Annotated in this window: 22 protein-coding genes; 12 read left to right on the top strand and 10 right to left on the bottom strand. The window is 51.7% G+C overall.

Features of this window, described 5'->3' with window-relative positions; genetic code table 11:
• Positions 1-23: 23 nt before the first annotated feature.
• Positions 24-1,580: a tripartite tricarboxylate transporter substrate-binding protein gene (locus tag BLW37_RS12465; RefSeq protein ID WP_091343371.1), complete on the bottom strand. Its 1,557-nt coding sequence runs from the start codon at positions 1,578-1,580 to the stop codon at positions 24-26.
• A gap of 215 nt (positions 1,581-1,795) precedes the next feature.
• Here BLW37_RS12465 and rpsF point away from each other — a divergent pair, with 215 nt between their 5' ends.
• From rpsF to BLW37_RS12440, 5 genes are all read left to right on the top strand, one after another.
• A complete protein-coding gene (gene rpsF, locus BLW37_RS12460; RefSeq protein WP_091343369.1) occupies positions 1,796-2,176 on the top strand; it encodes a 30S ribosomal protein S6 in 381 nt (126 codons plus the stop codon).
• 7 nt (positions 2,177-2,183) lie between these two features.
• On the top strand, positions 2,184-2,486 hold the full coding sequence (gene priB, locus BLW37_RS12455; RefSeq protein WP_091343327.1) for a primosomal replication protein N: 303 nt from the start codon (positions 2,184-2,186) through the stop codon (positions 2,484-2,486).
• An 11-nt stretch (positions 2,487-2,497) separates the two neighbouring features.
• Positions 2,498-2,725 carry a 30S ribosomal protein S18 gene (gene rpsR, locus BLW37_RS12450; protein WP_091343326.1) on the top strand — a complete coding sequence of 76 codons (228 nt, stop codon included), beginning with the start codon at positions 2,498-2,500 and terminating at the stop codon, positions 2,723-2,725.
• A gap of 36 nt (positions 2,726-2,761) precedes the next feature.
• Positions 2,762-3,214, top strand: a complete 453-nt coding sequence (gene rplI / locus BLW37_RS12445) for a 50S ribosomal protein L9 (RefSeq protein WP_091343324.1) — start codon at positions 2,762-2,764, stop codon at positions 3,212-3,214.
• A gap of 139 nt (positions 3,215-3,353) precedes the next feature.
• Entirely contained in the window at positions 3,354-3,896 is a 543-nt protein-coding gene (locus BLW37_RS12440) for a GNAT family N-acetyltransferase (protein WP_091343738.1), read from the top strand.
• On the opposite strand, the gene BLW37_RS12435 is transcribed toward BLW37_RS12440, so the two are convergent.
• From BLW37_RS12435 to BLW37_RS12420, 4 genes are all read right to left on the bottom strand, one after another.
• Positions 3,835-4,989, bottom strand: coding sequence for a GGDEF domain-containing protein (locus tag BLW37_RS12435; RefSeq protein WP_091343323.1), 1,155 nt, complete (start codon positions 4,987-4,989; stop codon positions 3,835-3,837). The genes BLW37_RS12440 and BLW37_RS12435 overlap by 62 nt on opposite strands.
• Positions 4,990-5,173: 184 nt before the next feature.
• Entirely contained in the window at positions 5,174-5,419 is a 246-nt protein-coding gene (locus BLW37_RS12430) for a hypothetical protein (RefSeq protein ID WP_091343321.1), read from the bottom strand.
• Positions 5,419-5,718: a YciI-like protein gene (locus BLW37_RS12425; RefSeq protein WP_091343319.1), complete on the bottom strand. Its 300-nt coding sequence runs from the start codon at positions 5,716-5,718 to the stop codon at positions 5,419-5,421. Before BLW37_RS12425 ends, BLW37_RS12430 begins: the two co-directional genes overlap by 1 nt.
• Before the next feature lie 331 nt (positions 5,719-6,049).
• The gene (locus tag BLW37_RS12420; RefSeq protein WP_091343318.1) at positions 6,050-7,996 is read right to left on the bottom strand and encodes a tetratricopeptide repeat protein; all 1,947 of its coding nucleotides are present in this window, start codon (positions 7,994-7,996) and stop codon (positions 6,050-6,052) included.
• A gap of 412 nt (positions 7,997-8,408) precedes the next feature.
• Here BLW37_RS12420 and BLW37_RS12415 point away from each other — a divergent pair, with 412 nt between their 5' ends.
• Positions 8,409-9,053 (top strand): hypothetical protein, encoded by a 645-nt coding sequence (locus BLW37_RS12415; RefSeq protein ID WP_091343317.1) that lies wholly within the window; start codon positions 8,409-8,411, stop codon positions 9,051-9,053.
• 27 nt (positions 9,054-9,080) lie between these two features.
• Here the strand turns inward: BLW37_RS12415 and BLW37_RS12410 are convergent, their stop codons facing one another.
• From BLW37_RS12410 to ycaC, 5 genes are all read right to left on the bottom strand, one after another.
• The gene (locus tag BLW37_RS12410; RefSeq protein ID WP_091343736.1) at positions 9,081-10,163 is read right to left on the bottom strand and encodes a glycerol-3-phosphate dehydrogenase/oxidase; all 1,083 of its coding nucleotides are present in this window, start codon (positions 10,161-10,163) and stop codon (positions 9,081-9,083) included.
• An 11-nt stretch (positions 10,164-10,174) separates the two neighbouring features.
• Entirely contained in the window at positions 10,175-11,089 is a 915-nt protein-coding gene (locus tag BLW37_RS12405) for a pirin family protein (protein ID WP_091343315.1), read from the bottom strand.
• Positions 11,090-11,133: 44 nt separating this feature from the next.
• Entirely contained in the window at positions 11,134-11,838 is a 705-nt protein-coding gene (locus BLW37_RS12400; RefSeq protein WP_091343314.1) for a pirin family protein, read from the bottom strand.
• 141 nt (positions 11,839-11,979) lie between these two features.
• Entirely contained in the window at positions 11,980-12,546 is a 567-nt protein-coding gene (locus tag BLW37_RS12395; RefSeq protein ID WP_091343312.1) for a putative antibiotic biosynthesis monooxygenase, read from the bottom strand.
• A gap of 61 nt (positions 12,547-12,607) precedes the next feature.
• A complete protein-coding gene (gene ycaC / locus BLW37_RS12390) occupies positions 12,608-13,234 on the bottom strand; it encodes an isochorismate family cysteine hydrolase YcaC (RefSeq protein WP_091343310.1) in 627 nt (208 codons plus the stop codon).
• A 140-nt stretch (positions 13,235-13,374) separates the two neighbouring features.
• On the opposite strand from ycaC, the gene BLW37_RS12385 reads away from it, so the two are divergent.
• The 6 genes from BLW37_RS12385 to BLW37_RS12360 all read left to right on the top strand — a co-directional run bounded on the left by BLW37_RS12385 (position 13,375) and on the right by BLW37_RS12360 (position 18,750).
• Positions 13,375-14,283: a LysR family transcriptional regulator gene (locus BLW37_RS12385; protein WP_091343309.1), complete on the top strand. Its 909-nt coding sequence runs from the start codon at positions 13,375-13,377 to the stop codon at positions 14,281-14,283.
• A 151-nt stretch (positions 14,284-14,434) separates the two neighbouring features.
• The gene (locus BLW37_RS12380; RefSeq protein WP_091343307.1) at positions 14,435-14,884 is read left to right on the top strand and encodes a DoxX family protein; all 450 of its coding nucleotides are present in this window, start codon (positions 14,435-14,437) and stop codon (positions 14,882-14,884) included.
• Positions 14,885-14,945: 61 nt separating this feature from the next.
• Positions 14,946-15,827, top strand: coding sequence for a LysR family transcriptional regulator (locus tag BLW37_RS12375; RefSeq protein WP_091343306.1), 882 nt, complete (start codon positions 14,946-14,948; stop codon positions 15,825-15,827).
• A gap of 72 nt (positions 15,828-15,899) precedes the next feature.
• Positions 15,900-16,445 (top strand): DUF924 family protein, encoded by a 546-nt coding sequence (locus BLW37_RS12370; RefSeq protein WP_091343304.1) that lies wholly within the window; start codon positions 15,900-15,902, stop codon positions 16,443-16,445.
• Positions 16,446-16,617: 172 nt separating this feature from the next.
• The gene (locus BLW37_RS12365) at positions 16,618-18,009 is read left to right on the top strand and encodes a sensor histidine kinase (protein WP_091343303.1); all 1,392 of its coding nucleotides are present in this window, start codon (positions 16,618-16,620) and stop codon (positions 18,007-18,009) included.
• Positions 18,010-18,192: 183 nt separating this feature from the next.
• Positions 18,193-18,750 carry an NAD/FAD-utilizing enzyme gene (locus BLW37_RS12360; protein ID WP_091343301.1) on the top strand — a complete coding sequence of 186 codons (558 nt, stop codon included), beginning with the start codon at positions 18,193-18,195 and terminating at the stop codon, positions 18,748-18,750.
• The last annotated feature ends 43 nt before the right edge of the window (positions 18,751-18,793 follow it).

Below are 18,793 nucleotides of genomic sequence, written 5' to 3'. Positions count from 1 at the left end.
CCAAACAGGCTGACAGCGGCGCCTTACACCAGCAGGCCACTGGGTAAATCGACATAAAGCAAGCGCTGAAACACCCAGTACGAAAACAACAGCCAGCCGGCGGTGAGCAGCAGCATGGCCCGGGGCTGACGGTATTTCAGCAAATAAAGACCCGCTGGCAAGTACAACAGGGAAGCCAGCCAGTAACCCAGGATGGGGATCAGCAGCACATAGCACAGCATGGCGCTTAGAAAGCGAAACAGCAGTCGGGGCCGTTTGCGCAGCCGGTTTTTTTTGGGGTGCCGTAAAATCAGCGCCACCTGATACAGTGCCAGCGGCAGCAAAAGATAAATCCACAGCCTGGGAACGCCCTGGGCTCCAACCACATCGACGCTGGATGGTGGCGGTAAACTTGTGGTCATGCCGTAAAACAACAAGGCCAGTGAGGTAATGCCGGATAGAATCATCAGCTCACTGGCATGGGCACGCCAGGAGGAGCGGAACAACACCAGGGCCAGCACTGCATTGATCAGCAGCAGGCTGGCGGTAAAAAATTGTCGGGCTTGCTGCTCGCCTACACCGGCAAGCAGGCTGCTGCGTTCACCCGGCTGGCGCAACAAGCCGATTTCGGTCAGGTAATACTGAAACTCCCGGGTGTCGCGCTCAACCAGTTGATGAAAGGCCTGGCTGTCCTTGTACTGGAGGCTGACCCCTTCATTGGCCCAACTGGCTTGCCAGTCCGGGTCCTGACTGACCTGATAGATCAGCTGGCTGTACCATTGGCGAATGGATTCCGGTACTCCTTGACGCAGGGCAAAACCGCGCCAAATCAGCTCCTGCTCCAACCCTGGAATGCCAAGCTCATGGAAGGTGGGCGCATCCGGAAACTCGGCCAGGCGTTCGCTGGCTGCGACTGCAACCAGGGTTAAATCATTGGAGGCCAGGGCATCGCGCGGATTCCCCAGGTAAGCATCTCCCATATTACCCAGTAAAGCAGCGATGGCCTGACCGCCACTGCTGTAGGGGATCCAGCGCATTTGAATGCCGGCCTGCTTGGCCATTTTTACGCCAGACACGTGTTTGACACCGCCAATATCGGCGCCCAGCCACAACTGACGATCACCTTTTTGGATGGCATCCTGATACAAGGCTTGCCAGCTATCGAGTCCGCTCGTGCTGTTGGTAATGAGCACATGAGGGTTGTGCATCAGGTAGGAGTGCCAGTCGAGTTGCTCAATTAAGTCTTCCCGGCCGGTGGCGACCATTTTGGATATATTGGATCGGGTAACGGCCAGTAAAGTGTAGCCGTCAGCCGGGCGCTGCAAGGCTTCTTCAAATGCGACGATACCACCGCCTCCGGGGCGGTTAATCACCACAAAAGGGACACCATTGCTGTAGCGGCGTGCGATTTCGGCAAAGCGGCGTGCTGTTAAATCGATCAGACCACCAGGGCTGGTGTAGACCACAATACGAATCGGTTGGGTTGGGAAGTCATCGGTTGCTGCTAGCTCCTCTGCCTGAAGACTCTGGCAGCTCCACAACAGCAACAGGGCGCAGAGCCAGAATGGCAGTCGAAGGCGCTGTAAAACGGGCAGGGGCATTCGGTGGCACCATCTTCTTGCGGGACAAAAACCAACAGTCTAATGCTGCTTTATGACAGTGGCATGACAGTCGCCAGCAGGAGCACTGCACAGAATGCTTGTGATTTACCCAGTTCCTAAGTATAATTCGCGCCCTTCGGCCACTACCCATGTTCCTTGCCTCCATGCAGGTCTGGCCGAGCCTGACCGAGGCTAATTAACCGTAAGGAGCTGCAATGCGTCATTACGAAATTATTTTTATGGTCCACCCGGATCAAAGCGAGCAAGTCCCTGGCATGATCGAGCGTTACACTGGCTCTATCACTGAAGCTGGTGGTACTGTTCACCGTTTGGAAGACTGGGGCCGCCGTCAACTGGCTTACCCAATCGAAAAACTGCACAAAGCGCATTACGTGCTGATGAACGTGGAAGCTCCACAGAACGTGATCGACGATCTGGAAACAACGTTCCGTTTCAACGATGCTGTGCTGCGTAACATGATCATGCGTACCAATGGTGCCGTGGTTGAGCCTTCACCAATGGCTAAGGTTCGTGAAGAGCGCCGTGAGCGTGCTCCTCGTGATTCTGAGCACCAGGCTGCAGCGTCAGAAGAGTAAGTTGTCAATGGACAATCAACTGGTGTGTGCTGGGCAAATTTGCCGACAGCCTGCGCGCAGTGAAAGTCCGGCCGGGATCCCACAACTGAGCCTGGTGCTAGAGCACCGCAGCCAGCAACAGGAAGCCGGGTTAAATCGTCAGTGTTATGTTCGCCTCCAGGTGGTCTGCAGTGGGGATTTGGCACAACAAACTCAGCATTTATTGTTGGGGGATATGGTGCGGGTGCAGGGCTTTTTAAACCGGCATCAGCAGCGCAACGGCCAGAGCAAACTGGTGTTGCACGCCCAACACATTGAACAAATTCGTTAGGAGATCGTGTTATGTCACGTTATTTTCGTCGCCGTAAATTCTGCCGTTTTTCTGCAGAAGGCGTTAAAGAGATCGATTACAAAGATATCGCTACTCTGAAAAACTACGTCACTGAAAGTGGCAAAATTGTACCCAGCCGTATTACGGGTACCAGTGCGAAGTATCAACGTCAGCTGGCTCGTGCGATTAAGCGCGCTCGCTACCTGTCTTTGCTGCCTTACAGCGATTCACACAGCTGATCGCCTGGTTTAACCGAATACTGAAGAGGTATCCCAATGAACATTATTCTTTTAGACAAGGTCGCTAACCTGGGTAGTCTGGGTGACCAGGTCGCAGTGAAAGCCGGTTACGCTCGTAACTACCTGTTCCCACAGGGTAAAGCTGTTCCTGCGAACAAAGCTAACATCGAAAAATTCGAACAGCGTCGTGCTGAGCTGGAAGCCAAACTGGCGGAAGGTCTGGCTGCTGCGCAAAAGCGTGCTGAGCAAATTGCTGCACTGGAAGAAGTGACCATCGCTTCCAAAGCCGGTGACGAAGGCAAGCTGTTCGGTTCTATCGGTACCCGCGATATCGCCGACGCTATCACCGAAGCTGGTGTGGCGGTTGCTAAGTCTGAAGTGAAGCTGCCTCATGGCACGCTGCGCGAGACTGGCGAGTTCGACATCGACCTGCAGCTGCACGCTGAAGTCACTGCAACCGTAAAACTGGTTGTTGTTGCTGAAGCCTAAGCCGTCTGGTTTGAAAAAACAGGCAGTCTCTTCGGGGCTGCCTTTTTTTTAGTCATCATGTACCGCCTAAGGTATTTTAAAGATGATAGTGTCAGCATTGACCAATTTGACTAGCAACACCAAACCAGAAACACCAAGCATGAACATCCGCCTTGCTACCCATGACGACTTCGAACAGATCTGGCCAATTTTTCATGCCATTGCTGCAGCAGGCGAGACCTATGCTTTTGCCCGAGATATCAGTAAAGAAGAAGCCAGGCAGCTGTGGCTGCTAACGCCAAGGAAAACCTTTGTAGCGGAAGAGGAAGGGCAAATCCTTGGCACCTACTATTTGAAAACCAACCAGGCCGGTCCTGGCAGCCATGTCTGCAATTGCGGTTACATGGTAGCTGAAACTGCCAGAGGACGAGGGCTTGCTACTGCAATGTGTGAGCACTCACAACAACAAGCGAAGGCGCTGGGCTATCAAGCAATGCAGTTCAACTTTGTGGCATCCAGCAATGAGGGGGCGATTCGGCTATGGCAGCAACTTGGGTTTGCCATTGTGGGTCGATTACCCCAGGCGTTTAACCACCCATCTTTAGGGTTGTTAGACGCTCTGGTGATGTACAAGTGGCTGACTAACTCTGTGGTTGATACAGGCAATAACCGCCGCGGCCACTGTGCTTCATCTGATACATAGCCTGGTCGGCTTTTTCCAATAGATCGGTAAAGTCTTTGCCATGATCCGGGTAGAGGCTGATGCCAATACTGGCACCCAGCTGATACTGCTGTTCACCGACCTTAAAGGGCATATTCAGGCTGTGCAGTATTTTTTTAGCTACTTCGTTGGCGTAGATATCCTGCTCCAGTTGTGTCACAACAACGACAAATTCATCACCGCCAATGCGGGCGCATATATCGGTACTGCGCAGGCAGGACTTCAGCCGCGTGGCCACCTCTTTTAAGACTAAGTCTCCTGCTTTGTGCCCGGCCTGATCATTGATCGGTTTGAAGTGATCCAGGTCGATGTAGCAAACAGCCAACAATTGATGTGGGCGGGTGGCCAGTTGCAGGGCCTGACCGAACAAGGAGTCGATGTAGCGTTTGTTGCTTAGCCCGGTCAGTGGATCTTTGTACGCCATATCCAGCGCTTTAGACTCGGACTCTTGCAGTCGTCGCTGAAACATCGACAACACAGCACCAATCAGTGATGTGTACAGTAGTACCACCAGGCCTGTCCCTATGATAAATGAAAGTGTCCGCCAGTCATGCAGCAGCAGCCTGGAGATCGGGACATACAGCAACCAATGCAGCATCAGCAGGCTGGCAAACAGAATGATCATCTGTCGGATCAGGGGATGAATGGGCGCCTTTCCCCGCCATACAGTCACTATCACCAGCCAGATGCAGAGTGCGTTACATACGGCCAGAATGGTGGTGTAGAGCCAGCTTGGTATCTGCGCCAAATGTGCCAGCAATAAGCCCAGTTGCATCAACAGCACGATAACGATCAGACTGCGGATACGTAGCCAGGGCCCAAAGAAATAGCTAATACCGATTAGTAGCATCAGTTTTTCCAACAGTACCAATTGGGAGTATAGCAATACGATGTTGGCCATATCATCGGAATGAATGCCAAGGAAAGCGAGCCGGGCCAGGCATGCAAAGAAAATTGCCGCAGCCCACCAGCTGCAGCCCGGGTTGGTGCGGGGGATCCGCCTGGCGATCAGCAACAGAAAGAAATACACCAGGTAAATCGCCGAACCTGCCGTATGAACACTTTGAAACAGCATACAAAGTCCCTGTTCCGCTCCTTTCACAATCCATCGTTAATGCCTGCAAGCTGCGTGGTGCTTGCTCATCACACAGTATCAGCTATGGCGTTTGTTTGCTTGGTACAATAATTAACCATAGTCAGGATCGGGAAAATTGTAAACTCTCAGGCGAAGAAGTATGCAATGTTGCCTGTCTGCTTTGTTACCAAAAGAAAAGCAGTGCACAGCCAAGTGCAAGCGCCGCAAAGATCCAGCCCATACGGCGTAAATCACCAATAATCACCTCTTTTTGTGCCAGTAGCTCACGAAGTTCCTGGCTATCCAGAGTGCCACAATCCGGGCATTTGGCCTTGATATGGTGATTGTAGAGTAAGCCACAGCGTTTGCAGGGGCTTTTTTGACGCATTTCGCGTATCCAGCGTAGCCGGTCTTCGATGTAAAGTGACATTAGTTGGGCCTGATAATCGCCATATCGCCGACGACCGTGCTCCAGGGGCGTACTTCCCAGCGCCCCACCAGGCCATGACGGACATAAGGATCCTGCTCGGCAAAACGCTCAGCTACCGCTGGGCTGTCGCCCTGAAATAGCAGCACAGCACCATCGACCGGATCGGCCAGGGCCCCGGCAAGGATGAGATCACCTCTGGCATGGGCGGCTTTGGCATAGGCCAGGTGCTGGCCACGCCAGGCTTCGCGTCGCTGCACGTAGTCATCTACCAAGTCGTGGTAAAACAGTAAATAATGCATCCATTGTCTCCATCAGGTTGACCAGCTTTATCATACTGTGCCCGTTTACAAGCGCAAGTGGTGATTGAAGCTGCACTTACTTTGCTGAGTGCTGAACTTGTGCGCGATTTGCCTGGCAAGCGCTCGTGCTGTGGTCCATAGATCACCACTGACTTTTAACAGTTGCTGCTGCCAGTGCAGGCTGTATTCCCGGCCGGGGGGCAAGGATGCTCCCCATTGCTCTGTTGCAGGGACCGAATCTCTGCAGTAGCGTTCATTCTGAAGTAGCACATTGAGATTCGGTATAATAGATTTTATAGATCAAAAACCGAAATTTTTATTTTATCTGGTCTTATGGCGTGGCCGGCTTATCCTCGGCCATGCTTTGATCCTGCTGCTGCAACTCCGGAGAAAGCGCATACACCGGACAGATGGCTGAGATGTCTTGCCAGAGTTGTTGTTTCTCTTCCTGTTTATTCACGGTGCCAAGTAACCAGGCAAGGTGGGTTTTTGCTTGCAGTCCGAGATCTTCCTGATCCGCTAAAAACAGCTCAACTTGTTGTGGCAGGCTTGCTGGAAGTGATGCTTCCGGTGTCAGCTGCTGCAGCTTGGTTTGGTAGTACACTTTGTGCAACTGGTCACTGAGGGATATATTACCCAACAGCTCATCCCGCTCAATCAGGGTCAGGGCGTGGCTGTAATGCTGTTTTGCTGGCACGTGCTGTCCTTGCTGAAGATACAGCTCACCTAAGTTGCTCCAAACTTGATGAATGGCCACTTCAGGTTGTTTTTCAATTGCGAGCAGTTTGTGCTTAATGGCTTTGTCATAATTTTGTTGCATGTGATAGAGGTTGCCTAAATTTTCATGCCCAAAATGTTCGTATTCGAAGTGGTTGATTAATGTCTGATAGGTTTGTGCTGCCTGTTCCAGCTCACCATAGCACATTTGCAGCGTACCCAGGTTGGCTAAGATCACTTCGTGTTGTTGGCTTGCCTTCGCAAACTGCGCTTTGGCTTGCTGAGAGTCGCCCAGCATAAAGTACAAGTTACCTAAGCTATTATTAGCTTGCCAATGGCCAGGGACTAACTGAACCGCTTGTTTGGCATAGGCTTCCGCAAGCGGCCCCTGTGGTTCAGGATCGTCCTCACCAAGGCGGGCCATGTGCACTGTGGCTCTGATTGCGAGGGCATCGGCATCGGCGGTAGTTAAGGTGACATGCTCGCTCAGTAGATCTAACGCTTGTTTGGCACGCCCTGTACGTGCCAGTAACTCCGCCTGCGCGGTGATCACTTCCAGAAGCTCTGGTCGTTGTTCTGCGGCCAGTTGGCAGAAGGAGGCTGCTTTCTCCAGCGACGGTGTTTCATCCTGGATCCAACTACTGCGAACATACAGGCGGCATAATTCAGCATGGGTGGCGGTGAAATTTGTATCCAATTCCAGAGCCTTAAGAAAATGTGATTCAGCGAGCAAATAACTGCTTGCTGAATGGCTGATAAATAGCTGGTTTTTCCCTTGCAAAAAATGCCCCAGTGCAACGCTGGAGTTTGACAAAATGGGTGCGAGTGGCTTGCCATCAATAAAGCGCTGGCTTTGTGTGACAATAGCATCGCGAATAGTTTCACTTTGTGCAGTCAATTCCGCGTGGTGAAATACGCTCTGCTCGATAGTCAGGTTGTGCTGATGCGATGTCAATGTCGCTGTAATGGCAGCGTAAAATTGATCTTTGTCGTGGGCGAGGTGCAAAACGCCATGGGCCTGCCAGCTTTTTAGAACCTCGGTTGCCGGCAGCTGATACGTTTCAGGTCTACTCAAGACTATGGCTCGGATGGTATCTTGTTCAGACATTTGGCTGGCAATTTCCTCAGCAAGTGGATTTAGGTTGGCTGGTGCCTGCAACACAATCAGCACCTTACCAATTGGTGAGATCAACTTGGTGCTTGGTGGCTGCTGAGAAGTATGATCTGTATTGCTCTGCTGCCACCAAATTAGGCTTCCAAGCAGGAACGTCAGAGCTACCAGGGGCAGCCAGAGATTCTGCATGGAGCGACTGGCTAAAAGTGGCTGTGCGATAGGGCTCTGGCTGGAGATAACTTCAGCGAACGGATTGTCATCTTTAGTGAGGTAAATAGTGTGCGCTTCAACCTGCAATGCGTGAGCAATACGAGCCAAATTATGCGGGGATACGGCTTGTTCCCGAAAGACTTTACTGACTAAATCGCAGGGGGGTTTTGAGATGCCTTCATTCTGCGCTATTCGCTGTGCCAGTTCCGTTTGTGTCTCAAAACCGCTCGCCAACATAGCAGCTTCCAGTTTCTCTCTGGATGCTCTGACTCCACGTTTTCGTTTTCTACCATCCATGTTGAGCTAGTGTGCAGCAAGCAGGTGTTCTGATAGTAGCGAAGCACTGTGCAAATTGCACGTTTAACAACCAAATTTAACCATCACTAAGCGATCCATCGTCACTAAGCGCCGGTTAATGGCACTTAAGATCCGATCGATCCTGATGACGGTTGCATCATCTTAATTACGACTTAAGAATCACCTATGTTGTTTGCCAAAACCGCGCACTCTAGTGACCTTCGATGATGAAGCGCAGTGACTGAACGCATTACACTGCTTAAAAGAAACACTGGGGATGTGTTTACATTCAATAGGGATATTGGTTGTTGTTTTTGTAGTTGCCAACCCCACTACAAATAGGTGAAATATTATGTTCACATACAAAACACTCGTTCTTTCTTTGTTCCTTGCATCGCTTGCTTTTGTTTCATTGCCGTTTTCTGGTTCGGCAAAAGCAGGGTGGGGTGCGGAAGAAATCGTTATTTATATTAAAAGGATCCGTGATGAGCAAAATAACTATCTTCGAGACGTAACGATGGCCACTGCTCGTGCTGTTTCAGAAAGCGGTGAGTTCAAAGCGCTGCCTCACAAGCGTAATGCTAAAGGTCCAGTTATTGAGGTAAGTCCTCCTACTTTTAACTATGCCCAATACCGAGAAGGCATGAATGCAAGAGAAATGACCACCGCCGGCTTAAGTGTAGTTTCCGATGTCAGCAATTTACTTGGATTTGGCAATAGAACCCGAAGGTTGAATGAGGTGAACGCCAGTTTAAATCGAAACAGGACAATCCTTGATGCATGGGGTGACAACGAGCAGGTTATGGTTACGATGCAATCTCGTGTTTTGTTGTTGGATCAAGTTGCTGGAGTCGAAATCGCTCGCGCTATTGATTATGAAAAAGTATTTAACTCTAAAAGTGAGTTTCTAGCGCAAAAAGACTCGCTGATTCAAGAAGCTGTGGTAAGTGAGGTAAAAAAAGTGCTGGTTGAGTATTTAGACGACTCAGGTTTTTAAGCGCGGCACCAGGGTACTACCAGTGGATCACATTTGTTTCGTGGACTGCCGCACCTGCTTAGCGACTTGCCTGGCAAGCGCCCGTGCTGTGGTCCATTTACCACCACTGACCGTTAACAGTTGCTGCTGCCAGTGCAGGGTATATTCCCGGCTGGCGCGGCTGCTATCGGCACTGCTTTTTAATAAGGGCCGTACACCGGCAAAACTATCCAGAACATCGACTGGCTGCATTTGAGGGTGAAAGTACTGGTTGTACACTGCCAGCAACTCATCGCGTTCTGCTTCAGAGCAGGCAATTGGCTCATGCAGCTGTTGCCGGACCTCCGTCGTGCCCAGCAGGCACTGATGCTTGTAGGGTAAGGCAAAGACGATGCGACGACTGCCCGGCACCTCCAGCATATGGCCGTAACGGCCTAAGGTAGGCAGCAGCAAATGACTGCCGCGCACCAGATCCAGCGATTGCTGCACCGGCAAGTTAGATTGTTGCAGCAAAGCTTCGCTCCAGGGACCTGCCACATTGATGATGCGATCAAAAGACTGCCAGCCCGAACTCAGCAGCAGCTCGCCGCTGGCAGCCAGTTTCAGTACCGGTTGGTGTTCGAAAAGAGTGACCCCGGCTTTGCGACACTGGGCCGCAACCCAAAGCCCTAGCTGATAGTCGTCCATCTGGCCATCGAAAAACAAATAAGCCCCTTGCAAGCCTTCGGCTGTCAGCTGCGGTGAGCAGCGTAGCGTTTGTGCAGCTGTTAGCCAGCGATGACGTCCAATGCCTTTGCGCCCGGCAAAAAAATCATACAGCATTAGGCCAATTTTCAATTGCCAGCGCGGGCGTCGGCCCTGGCGATACAGTGGGTACAGTAGTGGAATGCGCCGGGTCAGCTGGCTGGTTTTATTCAGCCACCAGCGTCGTTCTTGCAAGGCTTCGCGCACCAGGCGGAACTCGCCTTGCTCGAGGTAACGCAGGCCGCCGTGCAGCAGCTTGGATGACGCGCGGCTGGTAGCCTGCATCAAGGCATCGCGTTCGAACAACTGCACCTGATAGCCGGCTTTTGCCAGTTCCCAGGCCGTGCATAAACCATTGATACCGCCGCCGATCACTGCAATGCGCATGGTGTGTCCAATTAAGTTGGGAATGGTATCCATTCCTCTTCATCGCCAGGTACTTTTGGAAAGCGACCTTGCTGCCAGTCTTGCTTTGCCTGTTCAAGCCGCTCTTTGCGGCTGGAGACAAAATTCCACTCCATATAGCGCTTGCCAATGGCTTCACCACCAATCAGGGCGATACGGCTGGGTTTCGTTGCGGTGATCTGCACCCCTTCAGTTGCGCCCAGCACCACGAACTGGTGAGCCGTCACGACAGTATCTTGCAGCTGCAGCTCCCCACTGGCAAGGTAAAGCCCTCGCTCTGGGCTAGTTGGCAGTGTCAGGCTTTGGCCTGTTTGCAACTCAGCCTCCAGGTAGAGCGTCTGATAAAAGGTTTTGACCGGGGAGTTCAAGCCATAGGCACTGCCAATTAACACCCGTACCGGCACACCATCAATGCGGGTGGCAGGAATGGCGGCTGAGGAGTAATGGTAAAAGGCCGGCTCGATTTCTTCGTCGGCCTCGGGCAGTGCCATCCACAGCTGCAGGCCATGCAACCGGTGATCGCGGGCGGTCACTTCCGGACGTTCGCACTCGGAGTGCACGATGCCTTTGCCTGCCACCATCAGGTTGATATCTCCGGGCGTGATCGGCTGATAGCTGCCCAGTGAATCGCGATGCAAAATTTCACCTTCAAACAGGTAGGTTACTGTCGCCAGATTCACATGCGGGTGTGGTCGAACATTGATGCCGCTGCCGGCGGTAAATTCAGCGGCACCCATTTCATCAAAGAAAATCCAGGGGCCAATGCTGCGCCGCTCACGCACCGGCAGGCTGCGCCGAACAGAAAAGCCTCCCAGATCTTTAGGCTTAGGGTTGATAATCAGCTCGATAGCGGCGCAGCCTTGTTGCACATTGCAATCAGACTCCAGCTGTTTGCCTGCTGTACTCATACCATCCTCACTCTCTGTGCTGCATGAACAGCGGTTGCTTAAATTTAGGTGCTAAGGCCTGGCAAATCAAACCACAAAGCATGCACAGGGCCAGGGCTAGCGGTGGCTGTGGCTGGCGACTGATGCACTAGCTTGATGCCATCACCGGGTTGCAGTTGCTCGTCGGCCAGGTTCAGCTCGCCTGTTATCAGATGCAGGTAATAAGCCCGGTCAGGGTGCATTGGTAGCTGCAGTTGCTGCTGCTCAGTAAGCCGTAGCTGCGACAGACTGGCATCTTGCCTGATCTGCAAGGTACCATCGCGGCCATCCGGCGTGATCACCGTGGTAAGGCCAGGCTGCTCACCAAAGTACTTTTGCTGATAGCCCGGCTCGCCGTCAAGTTGGTTGGGCTCTATCCAGATTTGCAAAAATGCCAGTTCATCGTGCTGGCTTGGATTGTATTCACTGTGGTAAATACCGCGGCCGGCACTCATCAGCTGGAACTCACCGGCCGGTAAGATCTGCTCGTTGCCCGCTGAGTCTTTATGCGCCATGGCCCCTTTGAGCACATAACTGATGATTTCCATGTTGCGATGGCCATGGGTATCAAAACCAGCATCGGCACGGACCCGGTCGTCGTTAATCACCCGCAGTTTGGAAAAGCCCATTTGCTTTGGATTGTAATAATGGCCAAAAGAAAAGGTGTGACGGCTTTTCAACCAGCCAAAGCTTGCCGTACCGCGTTGCTGGCTACGAATGATCTCAATCATAGTGGTCTCCTAAGCTGCCGCTGCAAAGCCGTGCTTTGCGATGCATGCTACTCTAGCTTAGCCTCACGAATGAATATAACGGATAAAATCTAACGTTTTGTTCTCATTTTTAGAGTAAATCATGGCAACTGCTGCAGGGGCTTAGTGCTTAAACAGCCAACCGGCTAGCAAAGGCACCAGCCGCGGCATAATCAGATACACCACTAGGCCAACAATCATAGCGGCGCTGAGTAAATGTCGTAGCCCCCATACTCCCAGCACAGGTACCTGGCTAAACAGCTGTTGCAGTACTGGAGGAACCAGCATGGTCAGCCCACAGATCACCAGTGTGGTCACCAGCCACTGCTTCCAGCGCACAGGATGCGGTGCATCACTATTAAGCGGTTGAAACCACTGATCGATGCCGGTAGACACTCGCACATTCTCCGGCAATTGCAGCAAGGGGGCAACCTCAGCAATCAGTTGCTGGCGTACTTGCGATTCCAGCCAGAGCCGGGCATCCGCTTCAGAGCAAAAACGGACTGCAATCTCATAACGATGCAGCCCTTTGGCGGGCTTGACGATGGTGACACCCTGATGGCCAGGAAACTCAGCGGCCGCCTGAATAATATCGGCCAACCAGCCTTCGTAGTGATCCATTGCATCGGGCACCACCTGATGGTGGATCAAAATCGATGCCCCAGCTGTTGCCGGCTGCTGTTTGGCCATGATTTGCTCCAAAGATACAGCCCTGCTACCGCAAGGGGGCAGGGCTGGGTAGTCAACGAATTTACTTGCCTGAGGTCAGGGTGTTGAAACTGTTGATCAGGTTGCGGTAGTCCGGAATATGATTGGAGAACAGCTGCCCCAGCCCTTCCACATCATTGCGCCAGTCGCGGTGCAGCTCACAGGCAACACCAAACCAGGTCATCAACTGGGCGCCGGCATCGGACATCCGTTGCCAGGCAGCGTCGCGAGTTAGCTCGTTGAAGGTACCTGAGGCATCGGTGACCACGAAAACATCATAGCCTTCTGCCAAAGCCGATAAGGTTGGGAAGGCCACACAGACTTCGGTAACGACACCGGCGATGATCAGTTGTTTTTTGCCCGTGGCTTTAATGGCAGCAACAAACTCTTCATTGTCCCAAGCATTGATTTGGCCAGGGCGGGCAATAAAGGGGGCATTGGGAAAAGTTTCTTTTAACTCAGGGACCAGTGGGCCGTTCGGGCCATTTTCAAAGCTGGTGGTTAAAATGGTTGGCAGGTTAAAGTAGGCCGCCAAATCGGCCAGTGCCAGCACATTGTTTTTGAATTTATCCGGGTCGATGTCACGGACCAGTGAGAGTAATCCGGTCTGATGATCGACCAGCAGCACCGCTGCATTGTTTTTATCCAGGCGTACATAGGGTTTGCTCATGATTCGCTCCTTAGCAAGTCACCGGTGCGGAAGTGCAGCCGGTACATTTTGGCTTTAAAGTCTAGATGCGGTATCAATGAAGCGGTAGACTGCTAAACTGTGATGCAGCGTTCTATTTTAAGAACGATAACTGGGGGCCTATGCAGGATCTCAATGATCTCTATTACTTTGTGCAGGTGGTTGAGCACGGTGGCTTTGCACCGGCCAGCAGGGCGCTTGGGATTGCCAAATCAAAACTGAGCCGTCGCCTCGCCTTACTGGAAGATCGGCTGGCAGTTCGTTTGATTCAGCGCTCCAGCCGACATTTTCAGATCACCGAGGTCGGGCAGCAGTACCTGGAGCATTGCCGGGCTATGTTGGTAGAGGCTGAAGCAGCACAGCAAGCCATTGACTCGGTTCGGGCTGAGCCCTGCGGTACTATTCGGCTGACCTGCCCGGTTGGTTTGTTGCACTTTCATGTCGGCGCCATGCTGGCAGAGTTTATGCAGCTTTATCCAGGTGTCACGGTGCAGCTGGAAGCGACTAACCGGCGGGTCGATGTGCTGGCCGAGGGGGTAGACCTGGCATTGCGCGTCCGCCCTTTGCCGTTGGATGACAGCGAGCTGGTGCTGCGGCTGCTGTCGGATCGGGGCCAGTGTCTGGTGGCCAGCCCTCAGTTGGTCGAAGCCCAGGGTGGTTTACCCACGGAACCTACAGCATTAGTAAATTGGCCTAGCATGAGTCGGAGCAGACCCCAGGAAGTGCATGAATGGTGTTTACATCATCCAGCTAACGGGCAGTTAAAGCTGACATTTCATCCACGTTTTACTACAACCGATATGTTGACACTGAAAACAGCTGCTCTGGCCGGGGTGGGCGTGGTGCAATTGCCTCTACTGATGTTGCAGCAAGAGCTGGCGGATGGTCGGCTGCTCCAGGTACTGCCTGAATGGGAGCCACGGCGCGAAGTGATTCATTTGGTGTTCCCATCCAGGCGCGGCATGTTACCGGCCATTCGGGCCTTAATCGACTTCCTGGTCGAGCGCTATGCCGAGATCATGGAAGACTAAGTATGCTGTAACTTCTCATCCCAATAATTAGAATGTTTTGATTCTAATAATTCAATTTTATCATTCATTACGCTGCTCTATGCTAGCACCATCGACAACACATTGGCATGAACGGCCATGGGTCGACATCAATCACAGTGAGGGTACGACGATGAACAAAGCAATGGCATTACTGAAAAAACTAAGTGCAACCGATGCAGGCTGGGGCGCTCTGGCGTTACGGGTTCCGGTCGGCATTATTTTTGCCGCCCATGGGGCGCAAAAGCTCTTTGGCTGGTTTGGCGGTTATGGTCTGACGGCGACCGGAGGCTGGATGGAAAGCATAGGCCTTGCCCCAGGCGTTCTGATGGCCTTTTTGGCTGGATCGGCCGAGTTTTTTGGAGGGATAGCACTTATTGTGGGCTTGTTGACCCGGCCGGCGGCGGCTGTATTGGCACTGACCATGTTGGTCGCCATTTTTGCTGTGCATTTTGAAAACGGTCTTTTTATGAGCAACAATGGCTACGAGTTTGGTCTGGCCTTGCTGGCAGCCAGTGTTTCACTTGCCTTCAGTGGTGCGGGTAAAGCTTCCGTGGATGCGGCTTTGAGTCGCAGCAACTAAAAAAACGTAAAAACAGCCCGGCAAAGCCGGGTTGTTACTTTTTCTTAGCAAGGAGCAAAGTATGGCCCGTTCAACCCTGGAGCAATGGCGTATGTTTAAAGCTGTGGCTGAATACGGTGGTTTCCATCAGGCCGCTGAGGCCGTGTTTAAAAGTCAATCCAGCATTCATCATGCGGTACATAAACTGGAAGATGTTTTGGGCGTCGCCTTGTTCCAGGTTGAGGGGCGAAAAACTCAGCTCACAGCTGCTGGTGAGCAATTACTGCGTCGCATCAATTTTTTGCTGACCGAAGCTGAGCGTATGGAGCAGGTAGCTTTGAACCTGCAAGCTGGAGTCGAGTCGACACTCAGCATCGCCGTGGATGAAGCTTTTCCGCGCGACATTTTGTATCAAACCCTGGCTGCGGTATCGCACGAGTACCCTTTGATCCGCATTGAGCTGATGGAAACTGTGCTCTCTGGTGCCAATGAGCTGCTGGCACAAGGTAAAGCGGAAATAGCAGTGGCACCTTTTACCCTGGCTGATAACCTCAGTGAAGACGTTTGCCAGGTTGAGTTTGTTGCTGTGGCAGGTTCGATGCATCCTCTGCATCAACTGCAACGCGCACTGAGCCTGGAGGATTTAAAAGATTGCCGGCAAATCGTGCTGCGTGACTCCGGCAAAGCCCGCGATAAAGATCATGGTTGGTTGGGTTCGGAGCAGCGTTGGACCGTCAGTCATGTAGGTACATCTATTGAGCTGTTGCTGCAGAATCTCGGCTTCGCCTGGTTACCCCGCCATGCGGTACAGCCCTATTTGGATACTGGCCAATTGCAGGAGCTGCCTTTACCCAGAGGTAGCTGTCGCAGTATGACCTTTTATCTGAATTTTAACGATGCAGATACCCTGGGCCCAGTGGCTCGCACTTTTTTAGGGCATTTGCGTTATTTGACACAGGGTTAGTTTCAGGCTTGCAGGCTTGGTTGATAGCACCTAGTATGGAATCCAACAACGAGTAACTGCTTGAGGACCGAGATGAAAACCCAGTTAAATACCGTGCTTACGTTCTGGTTTGAAGAATTGAACCCTGAGCAATGGTTTGCCAAAGATCCTGAGTTGGATCAGCAAATCCGTGACTGTTTCTCCGGGCTGCATCGGATGGCCGCTCAGTGCGAGTTGTATCCATGGCGTCAGCAAGCACGCGGGCGTTTGGCGGAAATCATCGTCCTTGATCAGTTCTCACGCAATATATACCGCGATAGCCCTGAGGCCTTTGCTTGCGATCCCTTGGCACTTGGCCTGGCACAGGAAGCCATTGCCATTGGTGCCGATCAGGAACTGACCCCGACTGAGCAGAGCTTCTTATACCTGCCTTTTATGCACAGCGAGTCGCTGCCTATTCACGATGTGGCGATGCGGTTGTACGATCAGGATGGGCTGGAAGAGAACCTGCAATTTGAAATCAAACACCGCGATATTATAGAACGCTTTGGTCGCTATCCGCATCGTAATGCCATACTAGGGCGTACCTCAACGGATGAAGAGCTGGTGTTTTTGCAACAGCCTGGCTCTGGTTTTTAATGGATGGTTACAACAGCAGTACTCGCTGATTAGGTGCATTCAGGCGCTGCAAGCATCAATTTTTGGATTTTTTTGGCTCATTTTTCAAGACATGACTAAGCTTAATTGAATTGGTTGGTTCATCATCAGCCGATTGTAAGCCTGGTCTTTCTCGGATAGCACCAAACAAAGCATGGAACTAACGCTGGAAAATATTTTACTGGATGTATCGATGAGCCCTGTGCTGGATGCCGGTGAGCTTGCACAGGCCGAACAGCTTTTGCTGTCTGCCTGTCAGCAAGGACTAGCTGTCAGCAGAGTGGGGATCTGGTTGTATTTGCCTGCCGGGGAAGCCATCGCCTGTCGAGCCTTGTTGGATCAAGGGCAATGGCAGCCGGTAGAAGATTTGGTTCTGAATCGCGATGATTTCCCCAACTATTTTCAGGCCCTGGATCAACAGCGTGTGATTGCAGCCTGCGACGCCCGCTCTGATGCAGCAACCAGCGAGTTTACTAAGCCTTACCTGTTGCCGCGTGGTATTTTTTCCATGCTGGATGTCCCTATTCGCCATGCGGGTGCCATGATAGGTATTATCTGCTGTGAAGAAACAAAGCAGTTAAAGCAGTGGTTACCGGATGAAACCAGCTTTGTTGCCGCTTTGGCCGATTTGTATGGCCGGGCTTTGTCGGCTAGCCAGAGGTTGCAATACCAAAAAGAGCTGGAAGCTCTGAATGCAGAACTTGAAGCCAAGGTGCAGCAAAGAACCCAGCGTCTTGAAGCTAATTTGGAGCAACTCAAAGCAACCCAGGCCCAGTTGGTAGAAGCAGAAAAAATGGCTTCGTTGGGCACCTTGGTTGCTGGTGTAGCGCACGAGGTCAATACTCCGGTAGGAGTTGCCTTAACCGCGAATTCGTACAGCAAGGAACTAACGGCACGGCTAGTCGAAAAACTTAAAGCAAATCAGCTGTCCCGTTCTATACTCGAAAAAAACCTGCTTGAAATAGTGGAGAGCCAGACGATTTTGGAGCGCAATCTGTTGCGAGCCGATGAACTCATTAGTAATTTTAAGCAGACTGCCGTTGACCAGGTGCACTACGAGCTGCAGTCTATTAACCTGCATGACTACATTCATATGGTACTGGTTACCTTAAAGCCTTATACCAAAGAGTACCAGGTCGACTTTGATGTTCAGTGTCCGGCTGAAGTCAGGCTTGTCACCTATCCTGGCGCAATTGCTCAGGTGCTTACTAATCTGGTAATTAATGCCTGTGTTCATGCTTTCAGCGACCTGAGCATCCAGCCTAAGATTTTGATCCAGGTCGATTCTTACCGTCATGATCAGGTGCTACTGGTGGTAAAGGATAATGGCCATGGAATGTCGGAGCCAATCAAGAAACGTGTGTTTGAACCCTTCTTTACCACCCGGCGCGGTCAGGGCGGCAGTGGTTTAGGTCTGGCCATTGTCTACAACCTGGTTACCAGTACCTTGCGGGGACGCATTCAACTGGAGTCCGAATCCGGCCAGGGAGCCAGTTTCCTGATCCATCTGCCCAGTCAGCTATCCTGTGTCACACAAGCAAAATAAACTTGGTTGAAGAAGCAAAGTCCGTACCTGTTTTGTTGATACTGTTGATTTTTGCTTATTTTTTCACCGATTTTGTTATTCAGGTCTATACTTGAGTCACGGACGTGGTTATTCCGATGCGGCGATCAGTCTGCAGTCTTGATCGTTACACTAACTTGTCTTTGCCAAGCAGAGGGCTGGAAGATGATAAGACGGTATTTTATAAGCGATGATTTGGATGACTTGGAAGCGATCGAACATGAGTTGGAAGCCAAAGGGATAGATACACCTCAAATTCATGTGCTTAGCGAGCAGGATGCTGAAGTGGAACTGCATCATTTGCCTGAAGTGTCGCCGGTATTAAAAAGCGATGTGGTGCATAGCACCGAAGTTGGAGCTGTGGTTGGGGTGATTCTGGCAGCTATTGTATTGCTGGTCGCTTATTTTAGTGGCTGGACAGAAACCGCCGCAGGCTGGGTGCCTTTTATTTTTCTGGCCATCGTCGTACTGGGTTTTTGTACCTGGGAAGGTGGCTTCATTGGCATTCAGGAACCCAACATTCATTTTAAACGCTTCCAACAGGTGCTAAGTGAAGGCAAGCATGTACTTTTTATCGACATTGATCCCGAACAAGAAGCGGCGGTAAAAAAAGTGGTTCGCAAGCATCCCAAGCTGCAAAATGCTGGTACCGGCGCAGCCGCCCCTGGCTGGGTGGTACGGGCCCAAATTTATTTCAAACGCTTTGTGAAAGCCATGCCCTGACTGCCTGCATTTCTGCACAACCAGAACCCCTTAAAGTGGCTCT

The organism is Alkalimonas amylolytica (assembly GCF_900107845.1).
GTDB classification, from domain to species: domain Bacteria; phylum Pseudomonadota; class Gammaproteobacteria; order Enterobacterales; family Alteromonadaceae; genus Alkalimonas; species Alkalimonas amylolytica.
This window is presented reverse-complemented; position numbering and strand designations above follow the sequence as displayed.